Source organism: Marinobacter albus (assembly GCF_030238305.1).
Taxonomy (GTDB): Bacteria; Pseudomonadota; Gammaproteobacteria; order Pseudomonadales; family Oleiphilaceae; genus Marinobacter; species Marinobacter albus.
The window spans coordinates 115,658-129,670 of record NZ_JASSQD010000004.1 but is presented as its reverse complement, the minus strand read 5'-3'; the positions used below and the strand labels follow the sequence as shown (position 1 = coordinate 129,670).

Sequence of the window (14,013 nt, the reverse complement as noted above, 5' to 3'; positions counted from 1 at the left end):
GACCTGCCCCTTTTTCGTTCAGTTCAGCTACACTCCGGTTAAACCCCTTTCAGGAGCGCCTGATGCTCACGCTCTACCCGGAAATCAAGCCGAATGCCCAGCATCGCCTTGCCGTTGAGTCCCCTCACGAGCTGTATGTCGAGGAAAGCGGCAACCCTGAAGGTATCCCTGTCCTCGTTGTTCACGGTGGGCCTGGTGGTGGGTGTGAGGAGTACCAAAGGCGCTTCTTTGATGCCGAACGTTTCCGCATCATCCTTATGGATCAGAGGGGCGCTGGCCGATCCACTCCGTTAGCGGAACTGGAGGGCAACAGTACGGATAAGCTCGTTGAGGACATGGAGACCGTTCGCTCGTTTTTCGGCGTGGAGCGTTGGCTCCTGTTCGGAGGTAGTTGGGGGTCGACGCTCAGTCTGGTGTACGCGCAGGCCTATCCGGAACGAGTCTTGGGTCTGGTGTTGCGAGGCATTTTTCTTTGTCGGCCGCGGGATATCCAATGGTTCTACCAGGACGGTGCCAGTCGGGTGTTTCCGGACTATTGGCAGGAATTCGAGGAACAAGTACCCGAGGGTGAGCGTGCCGACATGGTTTCTGCCTATTACAAAAAACTGACAAGCTCTAACGAACTGGAACAGATTCAGGCCGCCAAGGCCTGGTCTGTATGGGAGGGGCGATGCGCGACGTTGCATCCGAACCCGAGAGTAGTTGAACACTTCGGACACCCACATGTGGCGATAGCTCTCGCCCGGATCGAGTGCCACTACTTCATGAATGAGGCGTTTCTGGAGCCAAACCAGATAGTTCGCGATGCCCATAGGCTGACAGGTATTCCGGGAATTATTGTTCACGGACGTTATGACATGGTGTGTCCGCTGGATAATGCTCTGGCTCTCAGCAAGGCCTGGCCCGGTGCGGATCTCAGGATCATTCGGGATGCCGGACACTCCGCCTCCGAGCCTGCCATTGTCGACGCCCTCCTGAGAGGGGTCGAAGAGGTGGTTGCAAAATCTGGGAAAAGTGCGAGCTAGTCGTGCTTTTTGACGGTTGCGATTCGTTAATCCCGCCGATAGACTCGTTTTCGATTTGATGTTCCGCCGCAAGATTTTCCTCAGAGAGATGCATGAAAGGGCTGATCCAGCGAGTATCGGAAGCCAGCGTAGTTACGGGCGGTGAGCAAATTGCTTCGATCGGTCCCGGTCTGGTGTTGTTGCTCGGCGTAGAGCGTGAAGATAGCGAATCAGAAGTCCGGAACCTGTGCCGCAGGATTCTCACCTACCGGGTGTTCCCCGATGAACATGGCCGCATGAACCGAAGTCTTGTCGACACCGGCGGATCCATTCTCGTTGTTCCCCAGTTTACCCTTGCCGCAGATACGTCATCGGGCACCCGTCCAGGTTTTTCTTACGCGGCCGCCCCTGAACTCGCCAGCGAACTGTACCGCCGGTTTCTTGCAGAGGCCCAGATGCAAATCGGACGCGAACGAGTGGGGCAGGGTCGATTCGGCGCCGATATGAAAGTCCATCTGGTCAATGATGGCCCTGTAACGTTCATGCTCGAGGTATGACTGTGTTTAGTATGGCCGTAACGCACAACAAAAGTGCGGTCCAGTGCCCGATGTTTTTTATTGGTGCGTAAAAGTGGGGTCTGACCCCCTGTGTAACGTATTTGTGACACTTTTTTTGATGTAACGTGTTGATTAAGAACCGTTAAAGATAATCTGGCCCCGGAATTGTTACACAGGGTTCAGGTTGCTCCTTGGTGCTGGATCGCATAAATACTTGCGTTTCTGGTGCGAAACGAGCTAAAAATGCACCGCCAAATGTTTGCAAAAACAGGTTCACTGTATTAAAACAGGTTCATCATGCAGGACTTTAATAAAGTCTTGTAAGTGACTGAGCTAAATAGACCTGCCGGAGAGTGGGTCTACATAACTAGAAGAAAAGTTATCCCATGTGTAACAAATCTGACATAGGGGTAATGCAGAATCGGGCCTATCCAGCAAAGACTGGTTATGCCTTAAAAAATCGGGATAAGAACCCGTCGCTAAAACCTGAGTTAACTCAAAAAGGAAGACGCAAAATGAAAAAAACGCTCATCGCATCCGCTATTGCAGCAGCGACCTTCTCTGGCTCCGCGCTGGCACAGATGGAAATGTCAGCTTCCGAGCTGGCAGCCAAGATGGACTCCATGCCGACCGTTTACGGTAACATCCAGCTGGCGGTTGCCCACCGTGACGTAGAAGACGCTGGTTCCGAAATCGGTCACTACGATAACGGTTCTACCATCGGCTTCAAGCACGACCACGAAATCGCGCCAGGCATCACTGGTTTCTTCAAGGCTGAGCTCGAATTCGACGCGGACGACAAGGCTGGCAACGGCGGTCTGAACGCATTTGACGAAGCCTACATCGGTGTGAAGGGTGACAGCTTCGGCCAGGTTTGGGTTGGTTCTGACGACTCCACCTACGAGAGCGCCGTTGACGAAATCGCCAACTACTACGAGTACGCTGCGCTGAGCGTTGGTGGCTCTTACGACACTGGTGAAGGCGACCTGATCCAGTACAGCACTCCGAGCTTCGGCGGCCTGGCGCTGCACGGTGCCGTTCAGTTCAACGGTGACGGTGACAAGGGCGAGAAGTCCTACCCGTACCAGCTGGCTGCGACTTACTCAGTTGACGCATTCGAACTGGCCGTCGCCATGGATTCCAACGACGGTGACCGCGCTTACTCAAGCAACGTTGATGGCAGCAGCGTGAACAACGAAAACACTTATGGTGTTCGTGGTAGCTACACTGCTGGCGATCTGCGCGTGACTGCTCAGTACCAGACTCGCAAGGACGTAGGCGATTCATGGGGTCTGTTCGGTGGCTACTCTATCGGCGCGAACACCTTCGCTCTGTCCTACGAGTTTGCTGATGCGGACAACACCGACGAAGAAACTTCCACTATCACTGCCCAGGCTCTGCACAACCTGTCCGACAACATGTACGTGTACGTCGAAGGTTACCTGAACAACGCAGACAGCGGCGTTGCTGATGTTGACACCACTGACCTCGTAGTTGGTGCTGTCTACTACTTCTGATTTAGCTAACCACTAATTCAGTCGTAATCGAAAACCGGTGACCTTCGGGTCGCCGGTTTTTTTATGTATTCTGAAAAGATCAATAGTGTCAGGAGTGCTGTATGGCTGAAGAGCTGGAAATAAAGCTCACCCTCAAGCCAGAGGATCTGGCGTCGGCATTGGACTGGCTGCTGGATCAGCCCGAAGCCACTCGGGAAAACAAAAAAGTGCTGATCAACCGGTACTATGACACCCCGGATGCAGAGCTTAACGGGCAGAAAGCCGCGCTCAGGGTTCGTCAGTCCGGTGACCGCTTCATTCAGACGCTGAAAACAAAGGGCGACTTTGTGGCGGGCGCTCACAGGCGTCAGGAATGGGAATGGCCTTTACCGTCGGCTGAACTGGATCTTGGGCTGTTGGCAGAGACGCCCCTGGCCGGTCAGATCAGTCTTGAGCGTCTGCGAACAGTCTTCGAGACCAACTTCGAACGTCAGATCGTCATGCTGCATGACGACCACAGCAGCATTGAGGTCGCCATTGATCGCGGTCAGGTCTTGAGTGGCGCCCGTTTCCGCCCGCTTAACGAAGTCGAGTTCGAGCTGAAGGCCGGAGATTCAAAGGCATTGATTGGCTGGGCCCAAAAACTGGCCAGTCAAGTCCCGGTTTTTCTCAATCTGGTGAGCAAGGCCGAGCAGGGCTATTACCTGGCGGGGCTTTATGCTCCGGGTCCGGTTGTCAGGGCTGGTGAGGCTAAGGCGATCTCGGTGACCGAATTCCTTCATGGACTCAGTCTGTGCTGGTTAACCGGAGAGCCCTTCCCTTTGGACCAGGTAGACTTGACCGGTGTCGCGGCAACGGCCCGACGGAATGGCGTCGGTGTCCAGTTCGAAAACATCATCCAATCCCTAAAGGACAGCAAGGTGGTTGCAGACATGCTGGAGAGCGTGACCCTGGGGCAGCTGCAGACGGCATTGGTTGCCGGCTGAGCAGCCGTTCAGGATTACGTCGAGGACTTTGCCGCCGGTTTGGTTTTCTCGTGCCAGCTGGCGATGAAGGCCCGGTACCTGTCCAGCGCTTCCTGAACCAGCTCGACACTCGGCGTATTCGCGGACTTAACCAGGACAATCAGTCCCTTGCCTTCGATTTCCTCCGTCGTCGGTGGGTGGCAGATCACTTCATCGTCGTTATCGATATAGGCCAGCGCGGTGCCAATGCCATGGCGAACCAGCGCGCTGACAATGTCCGCCCAGTTGAGATCGTCGAGGGTCAGGTCGTAGCGGTGGGGGTGGTCGTGCTCATAGTTGAACAAATCTTCCAGAACCTTTTCCGAACCGGGCGCAACGACCGAGCGCACCATGATTTCCGGGTAGGTTCGCACCGGCCGGATGATGGTCCGGATGCCCAGTGCCTTGAACCGCGACCGATTGTCATCGGAGACACACTCCACCGTGGTGCGACCGCCCAGATTGCGCTCGCTGAGGCGGTGGGCGATGTCGAAGGTCAAGCTGTCCGAGTAGGGATCGCATTCGTCCGCGGCAAGAACAATGATGTGCCGCGCACCGCCGGCATGAACCGCTTTTAAAGCCTGTGGATCGAAGCCGGAGCCATGGTAGTGCACAATGCCGACATCGGACAGTTCGGTGGGCAGGCCGTTTGGGAACTTTCGGGTCAGCAGCATGATCGGTATGGTCTCGTAGCCTGGTACCGAGCGGACCTGTGAGGCAAAACGCATAAAGTACTGTTCGCCGCCACTCTGAGGCGTATTGATCATGACGATGTGGTCGTTCATTTTGTAGATCCACCTCCCGGTAAGAATGCGTTCCCGGCGATAGAACCGGTACTCGATAAAGTCACTGACGATCAGCGTTAGCAGGGTGATTGCCCCGACGAACATGACCAGAATGGTGCTCAACCGTCCGACCAGTGTCTTGGGTGCGAAATCCCCATAGCCGACGGTGGATACCGTGGTCATGGTAATCCAAACTGACTCGAACAGGTTCAGATCTTCGACGGTCCAGATGACAAGAATCTGAACGGACAGGAGCCCCGCCAGTATCAGGAACAGGCGTTTCATCCTGTGCCGAATCAGTCCCCCCATGGGGAGGTGGGTCTGCTGGTGTTCCGGATTAAGCGGGCGTCGGTTTCTCTGCATCCGTGGGTACGGCCTGTTCAGTCGCGGTTGAGTTCGTTATACAGTACCGGAAATATAACAGAGAGACAGGGGTTTGCATTATGTCCGAGCCGTGGAGCTCCCTTCCCGCACCCTTAGCGGAAGACCTCGCTTCCAGTTGGGAATCGGTATTTCCGGAGGGCTTTCCTGACTGGCTGGAGGCAACTGAGGGGATGTCTGAAGAGGTGGTGGCCGGTGCCATCGCCCGCAGTCTGTTTCTGAGACAGACCCTCGAGCGTCACCCGGAGCAGGTCCGCGTCTTCCTCCAGCCCCGTCCGCTCGGCGAGCCGACGACCCCGGAGTATCTGGCGCATCGCTGGCAGGAGTACCTCGCCAGGGTAAACGATGAGGCCTCTCTGCATTCAGCGCTACGCCAGTTCCGTCGTGAGGCCCAGTTCCGAATCATATGGCGCGACCTGATGCGCTGGGCGGATCTGGACGAAACCATCGCTGCGACCAGTGCCTTTGCGGATACCTGTATTCAGGGGGCTCTCGACTGGCTTTATGAGGATGCCTGCAAGCAGTCCGGAACGCCCTGGGGAACGGATCCGGCCACCGGCCAGGAAGCACCCCAGAAAATGGTCGTGCTCGGAATGGGTAAGCTCGGTGGCCGTGAGCTGAATGTCTCTTCCGATATCGATTTGATTTTTGCGTTCCCCGGGAACGGGGAAACTCAAGGTGGACCGCGTTCTCTGGATAACCAGACCTTTTTTATCCGGCTGGGCCAACGTCTTATCCAGGCTCTGGATCAGATAACGGCGGATGGTTTTGTCTTCCGTGTCGACATGCGGCTGCGGCCCTATGGGCAAAGTGGTGCCCTTGCACTCAGTTTCGCCGCGCTCGAAGCCTACTACCAGGATCAGGGACGGGATTGGGAGCGCTACGCCATGGTAAAGGCCCGGGTAGTGGCGGGAGACCAGTCCGCCGGTCGGGTTCTGATGACGAGCCTGCGGCCCTTTGTTTATCGCAAGTACATTGATTTCAGTGCGTTCGAATCACTGCGCAGCATGAAGGCTATGATCAGCCGTGAGGTGCGCCGGAAGGGGCTTGAGAACAACATCAAGCTTGGCAGCGGCGGTATTCGTGAGATCGAGTTTGTGGTGCAGGCATTTCAGTTGATTCGTGGTGGCCGAGATCGTGAGCTCCAGCAGCGTGAATTGCTGGCTATCCTCCAGGAGTTGGAGGCACTTGAGCTGTTGCCACCGCAGGTGGTTAAGGAATTGAGAGAGGCGTACGTTTTCTTGCGCAATCTCGAGCATGCCCTGCAGGGCATGGAAGACAAACAAACCCAGCTGTTACCGGCCGATGACCTGAGCCAGGCCCGTATCGCCCTGATCATGGGGCATGACGACTGGCGTTCGTGCGAGACGGCACTGGATGAGCACCGGCAGCGGGTCGCAACCCATTTTGCCAACATCATTGCGACCGATGACGATGACCAGTCGGGCGCCGGGGCACTCGAAGAAGGCTGGCATGAGCTCTGGCTGGCGGAAATCGATGAAGCTGCATCAGCGCAGTGGCTGGCAGATCATGGTTATGAGGATGCGCCGGCAACCTGCCAGGCGCTGAAGGATCTTCGGGAAAACCGGACAGTCCAGACCATGCAGACCCAGGGGCGCACCCGCCTGAATCAGTTCATGCCGGTTTTGCTGGAGGCGCTGACGCAGGTCGACAACCCTTCCGAGACTCTGTTCCGGGTTCTGCAACTGGTCGACGCGATACTCCGGCGGACTGCCTACATGGTGCTGTTGCTGGAGAACCCCGGGGCACGGACCCAACTGGTCAAGCTCTGTAGTGAAAGCCCCTGGATTGCCCGGCAGCTTGCGGAAACGCCATTGCTTCTGGATGAACTTCTGAACGCAGAAAGCCTGTACCATCCTCCGGCCAAGGAGGAATTGCAGGATGATCTGCGGCAACAGATGCTGAGAATTCCCTTTGAGGACCTTGAGGAGCAGATGGAATCCCTGCGCCATTTCAAGAAGGCGCATATTCTGCGCTTGGCGGCCTCTGAACTGAAAGGGACCCTGCCGTTGATGAAGGTCAGTGATTATCTGACCTGGCTTGCGGAGGTGGTGCTGGATCACGTGGTTGACGTGGCGTTTTCCAATCTGGTGAGTCGCCATGGCTATCCGAAGCGGGCGGACGGTTCCGCCTATGAAACCGACTTTGCGATCATTGGCTACGGAAAGCTGGGCGGTATCGAAATGGGGTACACCTCCGATCTGGATCTGGTGTTTGTACACAATGCCGATCCGGAGCTCTCGACCGATGGTGAGAAAGCCATCGACAACGCCGTTTTTTATACCCGTCTGGGGCAGCGGATTGTTCATATTCTCAATACCCAGACCCCGGCGGGTTTGCTCTACGAAGTGGATATGAGGCTGCGGCCGTCAGGCAATTCGGGACTGCTGGTCAGTACGCTTCAGGCCTTCGAAAAATATCAGCGTAACGATGCCTGGACCTGGGAACATCAGGCGCTCGCCCGTGCCCGCGGGGTAGCGGGTTGTCAGGAAACGCTGGCCGGGTTTGAAGCGATTCGTCACGAGATCCTGTGCCAACCTCGGGATCGGGATAAACTCCGGGCGGAAGTGGTGGACATGCGGGAGCGGATGCGTGCCAGCCTGGGCACACCGGACCATCGCCAGCAGGAAGTGTTTCATATCAAGCATGACACGGGAGGGATCGTGGATATCGAATTCATGGTTCAGTATCTGATGCTGGCATACAGTTCAGAGCATCCCGAGCTGACCCAGTGGTCAGACAACATTCGACAGATGGAAGAGCTGGGGAGAGTGGGGGTCATGCCGGTTGAGGACACGGAGAAGCTGCGGGATGTTTTCATTGCCCTCCGCTCCACCATTCACCGGCGGGCTCTGCAGAACCTCAACAGCCAGGTCGAAGCAGCCGCTTTTCCCGAAGAGCGTGAGTATATCCGGGCCATGTGGCAACGAATCATGATTAATTAGCTTGCTATGCTTCTTTATTGAGAAATTTCCTGCTAGAATGCCGGTTCCCCGAAAACCGCTTTTTTAGGAGCAACGAAGAATGTCGATGGCTGATCGCGATGGCCTCATCTGGCTGGATGGCGAAATGGTTCCCTGGCGGGAAGCCAAAACCCACGTGCTGACTCATACTCTGCATTATGGCCTCGGCTGTTTTGAGGGTGTGCGGGCCTATAACACCGCGAACGGTCCGGCGATTTTTCGTCTGAAAGACCACACCGATCGATTGTTCCGTTCTGCCCACATCCTCAATATGAAGATGCCGTTCAGCAAGGATGAGCTTAATGCTGCCCAGTGTGCAGCCGTTAGGGAGAACAATCTTGACGAAGCCTACCTGCGGCCCATGGTGTTTCTGGGTTCTGAGGGCATGGGGCTTCGCGCTGACAACCTGAAAGTTCATGTGATGGTTGCCGCCTGGAGCTGGCCGTCCTACATGTCTCCGGAAGCCAAGGAATTGGGGATTAAGGTGCGGACCTCCTCCTACACCCGCCACCACGTCAACATCACCATGTGCAAGGCGAAGGCCAACGGCAACTACATCAATTCCATGCTGGCCCTGAATGAAGCGATTGCCTGCGGCTGTGAGGAAGCGTTGCTGCTCGATAACGAGGGCTACGTTGCGGAAGGGTCGGGCGAGAACATCTTCATCATTCGCGATGGTGTGCTGCATACGCCGGAACTGACCTCGTGCCTGGAGGGGATTACCCGTCAGACCATCCTCGATTTTGCCAACGAGTTGAATATTCCGGTCAAGGAGCGTCGCATTACCCGTGACGAGGTGTACATCGCCGAGGAGGCCTTCTTTACGGGCACGGCCGCGGAAGTGCTGCCGATCCGCGAACTTGATGGCCGGGTAATCGGCGCCGGCAAGCGCGGACCGGTTACCGAGAAGTTGCAGGGTATGTACTTCGATGCGGTCAAGGGCAAGCTCGAAGCCCGAAGCAGCTGGTTGACGCTGGTTAACAGCTGATCAGCGAGAAATCCCCAGGCCGCCTTCTGTTCAGAACAGTCAGGCGGCCTTGTTGTTTAAATTCATTCAATTTTCAGGAACAGCACATGGCAGACGTCATTAAAGTCCCCGTCTCCTTCGGCGAGGTCCTCGACAAAATTACGATCCTTGAAATCAAATCCGAGCGCATCAAGGATGAGGCAAAGGTAAGGAATGTGCGCCTGGAACTGGACGAGCTCAGCGCAACCTGGGACCAAGCCGTCGAGGATCAGAGCGCCATCGCCGATCTGAGAAAACAGCTCAAGGCCGTGAATGAAGCACTGTGGGAGATCGAAGACGATATCCGGGACCAGGAAGCTGAACAGGATTTTGGTCCGCGTTTTATTGAGTTGGCCCGGGCGGTATACGTAACGAATGACAAGCGCGCCGCGATCAAGAAAGACGTGAACCTCGCGCTCGGTTCACGTTTCGTGGAAGAAAAGTCCTATCAGGATTATACCGCGAAGAAGTCGTAGTCCCGGCAGCCCCGATACGGGGCGGCAGTCTTTGGCTGCTCCGTATCAGTGGCGGGTTTTGCTCTCAATCCACTGGTCCAGCTTATCGGTTGCGTCTTTTACCGTGACCAGTTCCATCGCCCCTTCGAATTCCGCCTTGGTGCCCCATCGGGCCTCTTCGACCGACTTGCCGGTGAATTGCTTCAGCGCCTCCGGATAACGGTTTACACACCACTGCAGTGAGTTGTACGGGCCCGAGCGGTCAGGGTTGCTGGCTGCATACAGTCCAAGGACGTCAGTGCCCACGGCGCTGGCTATGTGAGCCGGACCGGTATCGGGGGCCACCACCAGATCGGCGTGTGTCATGAGGGCGGTGAGCTGTTTCAGGGTGTCTTTACCGCAGATGTTGTGTGCGGTTTCCGTCATCCGGTTTTCGATGGCAGCGCAATAGTCGGCTTCAAAAGGCGCCGGACTGCCCACCAGGATTACTTTCATTCCATGGGCGCGAATGGCGTGGTCGGCCAACTGGGCATAATGGTCTGCCGGCCAGTTACGCAGTGTGTGGCTCGCACATGGACTGATCACCAGATTGCGTCGATCTGACGCGAGATGCTCACGGGCGAAGACGTGGTCGCTGTCGGCCAGGGGAATGATCCATTTTGGAGCGGCAGGTTCGAGCCCTAGCGGCTCCAGGAAACTCGCCAGGCAGTCGCGGACGTGCTGGTGGTGAGCCGGCTGGATCCGTCGGTTGATGAACAGGCTGTGAAGGTCCTTGCTCCGCGCTTTGTCGTAGCCCACGCGGAGCCTGGCACGAATGCAGGCCGACGCCAGGTTGGCGCGGAAGGCAACCTGCATGTGCAACAAAGCGTCGAACCTGCGACCTTTCATGGTTTGACGCAGCTCCGAGTAGCCTTGGCGACCCGCCTTCTTGTCGAAAATGATGAATTCGACACCGGAAAGGTCGCCAATCAGCTTCGCTTCTATTTTGCCAATGACCCAGGTGATTTTTACGCCGGGAAGTTGTTCCTGGAGGCTCAGAACAACGGGAACAACGTGTGTGACATCGCCAATGGCGGACAGGCGGAGAATGCAGATCGACTTCATTGGGAGGGGATCCATGGCATGTTCGAAAACAGGTTTGTAGAGGTTTACAGCTAATCATTGGTAAACTGGCCGCCATTCTATATTACTCGCCGGCAGACGTCCCGATACCTGTCTGGCTTGTGGACGGCTCTCATTTTCTGGCGCACGGGGATCCATGGTCGAGTCTGAAATCTGTGAACGGCGAGCGGGCTCAGGATTGCTCATTCATCCGGATTACGAGGGCAGGGTCACAGTTGACTGGTTCGATCCGGATTATTGGGGAGCGCAAGCCCAGCCTGTAAGCAGCGGAGGGCGCGGGGCTGCCTGGTTCATTGATGCCGATGGAAGCCGGCTTGTATTGCGGGAGTATCGTCGTGGTGGCCTGGTAGCCAGGCTATCAGAAAGGGCTTACTTCTATACCCGGGAACAGGACGTGCGTTCGTTCTCGGAGTTTCGGCTGTTGAACCAACTTCACCACATGGGGCTGCCGGTACCGAAGGCAGTGGCTGCCTGGTACCGGAAAGTGTCTCCGGTGCAGTATCAAGCAGCCATTATTATTGAGAGGCTCGACGAGACGGTGCCGCTTGCCGAGCTGATTACTCAGCTTCAGCCCGATGACTGGTATTCGTTGGGGCAGACCATTCGGCGCTTCCACGACGCTGGCGTTCGCCACGCGGATCTGAACTGCTTCAATGTCCTGGTCAAGGGATCATTGTTCTACCTGATCGACTTCGATAAGGGGCAGATAAGGCCATCCGGATCGCCATCCAACTGGAAAAATGCCAACCTTGAACGATTTGCCAGATCTCTGAGAAAAGTGGCGGGTGAAGCCGCGCAACAGAAGGTCTGGGATGCATTTATGAACGGATATAACGGGAGTCAATCCGCTTGATCGACCAACAGAAAAATACCTCGCTGCCAGCCGTACTGTGTCTGACAGACGCATGCGACCGACCGGAGACAGAACTGTTCATCGGACTGAAGAAGGCGGGTTTCGACGTGGACGTTATGTGCAACCCCGAGGGTCGGAACTATCAGCGGCTGGTTGATGAAGGCATGGTTGCGCAGCCGATGGCGCTGGAAAGCCGCTTCGACAAGGCCGGCATAGCCGCGATCCGGGAGCAGCTCACTAAGAAAAATTACGAGATTATTCACGCCTATAATCCCAGAGCCCTGGCCTGCGGTATTAAAGCATCGAAAGGAACCGATATCAGGATCGTTGCCTATCGCGGGGTCATCGGGAACATCAGCTTTCTCAACCCCGAGTCGTGGATAACGTTCCTTCATCCGCGGGTCAGCAAGATTGTTTGTGTTGCGGACGCCATAAAGGACTACCTGGCGAGTCTGAAGTTTCTCTGGATGCGCATTCCCGACTCGAAACTCCAGCGGATTTACAAGGGGCATGATCTTGACTGGTATCAGGCGGAGCCTGCGGATCTGAGTGAGTTTGGCGTTCAGGAAGACGACTTTGTGGTCTGTTGCACAGGGCGCAACTCACCTCGAAAGGGATTCGATGTGCTGGTGAACGCGATGGGCGAGCTTCCGTCGGGCGTGGCGCCTCATTTGCTACTGGTGGGTGACGTGGACAAGAATGAGGAGATAAAAGAACTGGTCGCTCGGTCACCCCATTCTGAGCGAATTCATTTTACCGGCTACCGCAACGACGCCCCCGCTATTGCCGCTGCCAGTGATGTCTTTGTATTGCCATCCACAGAGCGGGAAGGGTTGCCGCGAGCGGTGATCGAGTCGATGGTTTATGGCGTCACCCCTGTTGTGACTTGTGTGGGCGGCATGCCGGAACTGGTTGAGGATGGCGTGAGCGGTCTGGTCATTCCTCCGAAAAGTAGTGCCGCGCTGGCTGAAGCGATTGAGCGTCTGTATCGCGATCGGGACTTGCTGACCCAGCTTGGTCAGGCAGCCAAGAACCGGATCGCCACTCATTTCCACACCTCCCAGACCATCCGTGAGACCGGGGATCTGTATAAGTCTTTAACAGGCAGGAACTGAATGCGCCGTTATCTGTTTTTTGTCAATCAGCCCTATTCCTACTCGATTCTTCGTCCCCTGCAGGACGAAATTCGCCGGCGAGGAGGAGAGGCGGCGTGGTTCGTGGCTGGGTGCACAGCGGAGCCCCTGGGTCCGGATGAGCGTCACCTCAAGACCGTGAAAGAGGTCATGGAGTTCAACGCCGATGCCACCTTTGTTCCCGGAGACTGGGTTCCTTACTTTTTCCCGGGTATCAAGGTCGAGGTGTTCCATGGAATGGCGCGCAACAAACGTGGCCACAGTAGCGAAGATGAAAGTGACCACTATCGTATCAGGGGCTGGTTTGACCTTTACTGCACTCACGCCGAGAAAGATACTGCGAAATTCCAGCAACTGGCTGAACTTAAGCAACATTTTGCGGTTGCCCGCACGGGCTGGCCGAAACTGGACCCGCTATTGAAAAACGCGGCACAAGGGCCGCGACCTCGTGGGCAGGGCGAGCTTCCTGTTGTGTTCTACGCATCGACTTTTAGTCGCTCCGTGACTTCGGCGCCGGCTCTAGTGAAGAAAATTGGGGAGTTGGCTTCAAGTGGCCGTTGGAAGTTTATTGTGACACTTCATCCCAAGATGGAGCCAGCCGTAGTTGAGCAGTATCGCAAGCTTTCGGGAGATCACCTTCGCTTTGTGGAGAGTGATGAGGACTTGCTGCCGATCCTGCCAGAAGCCGACGTCATGCTGTGCGACACGTCGTCAATCATGTTTGAATTCATGTTCCTGGATCGTCCCGTGGTTACTTTCAGGACAAAGATGCCAGGCCCCTACCTCATAGATGTGGATGACGAGCGGGATGTGGAGCCGGCACTGGAAAAAGCGCTTAATTACCCTCAGGATCTGATGGGCGAGACTCGGGCGCTCTGCAATGAGCTGCACAGTTTTCGCGATGGCCGTTCCAGCGAGCGGGTTCTGGATGCGGTAGAGGATTTTCTGGTCAACAAACAGTCGGGGTTAAAACGAAAGCCTCTAAACCTACTCAGAAAGGTCAAGGTGAGGCGTCGCTTGCGAAGGGAACTCAAGCACGGCCTTCGGCAGGTACAATGAGCGATTACCCTTCATGACTCGGGAGCGCAAGAGCTTGAACAGCAATCGGAGTTCCATCAACGTTTTCGTTGCCAGTACACCGTTGCAGCTCATCAGCTGTTCCGAGGCTCGGGAGCATTATGGATGTTCGGCTGACTCTTGTGTATTGATTGTGGCCAGGCCTGACAACAAAGA

At 56.0% G+C, this 14,013-nt stretch carries 12 protein-coding genes; 10 read left to right on the top strand and 2 right to left on the bottom strand.

What is annotated here, in order from left to right; all coding sequences use genetic code 11:
* Nucleotides 1–62: 62 nt before the first annotated feature.
* From pip to QQF73_RS18305, 4 genes are all read left to right on the top strand, one after another.
* Entirely contained in the window at nt 63–1,025 is a 963-nt protein-coding gene (pip, locus tag QQF73_RS18320; RefSeq protein WP_285369068.1) for a prolyl aminopeptidase, read from the top strand.
* Nucleotides 1,026–1,117: 92 nt separating this feature from the next.
* Nucleotides 1,118–1,561 carry a D-aminoacyl-tRNA deacylase gene (gene dtd, locus QQF73_RS18315; protein WP_285369067.1) on the top strand — a complete coding sequence of 148 codons (444 nt, stop codon included), beginning with the start codon at nt 1,118–1,120 and terminating at the stop codon, nt 1,559–1,561.
* Nucleotides 1,562–2,076: 515 nt separating this feature from the next.
* Nucleotides 2,077–3,078: a porin gene (locus QQF73_RS18310; RefSeq protein ID WP_219868735.1), complete on the top strand. Its 1,002-nt coding sequence runs from the start codon at nt 2,077–2,079 to the stop codon at nt 3,076–3,078.
* Nucleotides 3,079–3,179: 101 nt separating this feature from the next.
* Nucleotides 3,180–4,043 carry a CYTH domain-containing protein gene (locus QQF73_RS18305; protein ID WP_219868736.1) on the top strand — a complete coding sequence of 288 codons (864 nt, stop codon included), beginning with the start codon at nt 3,180–3,182 and terminating at the stop codon, nt 4,041–4,043.
* A gap of 14 nt (nt 4,044–4,057) precedes the next feature.
* Here the strand turns inward: QQF73_RS18305 and QQF73_RS18300 are convergent, their stop codons facing one another.
* Complete coding sequence (locus tag QQF73_RS18300) at nt 4,058–5,209, bottom strand: potassium channel family protein (RefSeq protein ID WP_219868737.1); 1,152 nt, start codon at nt 5,207–5,209, stop codon at nt 4,058–4,060.
* A gap of 80 nt (nt 5,210–5,289) precedes the next feature.
* On the opposite strand from QQF73_RS18300, the gene glnE reads away from it, so the two are divergent.
* The 3 genes from glnE to QQF73_RS18285 all read left to right on the top strand — a co-directional run bounded on the left by glnE (nt 5,290) and on the right by QQF73_RS18285 (nt 9,693).
* Complete coding sequence (glnE, locus tag QQF73_RS18295) at nt 5,290–8,193, top strand: bifunctional [glutamate--ammonia ligase]-adenylyl-L-tyrosine phosphorylase/[glutamate--ammonia-ligase] adenylyltransferase (protein WP_285369066.1); 2,904 nt, start codon at nt 5,290–5,292, stop codon at nt 8,191–8,193.
* Nucleotides 8,194–8,272: 79 nt separating this feature from the next.
* The gene (locus tag QQF73_RS18290; RefSeq protein WP_219868739.1) at nt 8,273–9,199 is read left to right on the top strand and encodes a branched-chain amino acid transaminase; all 927 of its coding nucleotides are present in this window, start codon (nt 8,273–8,275) and stop codon (nt 9,197–9,199) included.
* A gap of 86 nt (nt 9,200–9,285) precedes the next feature.
* Entirely contained in the window at nt 9,286–9,693 is a 408-nt protein-coding gene (locus QQF73_RS18285; RefSeq protein ID WP_219868740.1) for a DUF6165 family protein, read from the top strand.
* 45 nt (nt 9,694–9,738) lie between these two features.
* Here the strand turns inward: QQF73_RS18285 and QQF73_RS18280 are convergent, their stop codons facing one another.
* Entirely contained in the window at nt 9,739–10,776 is a 1,038-nt protein-coding gene (locus QQF73_RS18280; protein WP_285369065.1) for a glycosyltransferase family 9 protein, read from the bottom strand.
* Nucleotides 10,777–10,930: 154 nt separating this feature from the next.
* Here QQF73_RS18280 and QQF73_RS18275 point away from each other — a divergent pair, with 154 nt between their 5' ends.
* Genes QQF73_RS18275 through QQF73_RS18265 form a run of 3 tightly spaced genes read left to right on the top strand, consistent with a single transcriptional unit; the run spans nt 10,931 to nt 13,839 of the window.
* Nucleotides 10,931–11,647, top strand: a complete 717-nt coding sequence (locus tag QQF73_RS18275; protein ID WP_285369064.1) for a 3-deoxy-D-manno-octulosonic acid kinase — start codon at nt 10,931–10,933, stop codon at nt 11,645–11,647.
* Entirely contained in the window at nt 11,644–12,762 is a 1,119-nt protein-coding gene (locus tag QQF73_RS18270) for a glycosyltransferase family 4 protein (RefSeq protein WP_219868743.1), read from the top strand. The genes QQF73_RS18275 and QQF73_RS18270 overlap by 4 nt, the downstream gene beginning before the upstream one ends.
* On the top strand, nt 12,763–13,839 hold the full coding sequence (locus tag QQF73_RS18265) for a CDP-glycerol glycerophosphotransferase family protein (RefSeq protein WP_285369063.1): 1,077 nt from the start codon (nt 12,763–12,765) through the stop codon (nt 13,837–13,839).
* Nucleotides 13,840–14,013 lie beyond the last annotated feature (174 nt).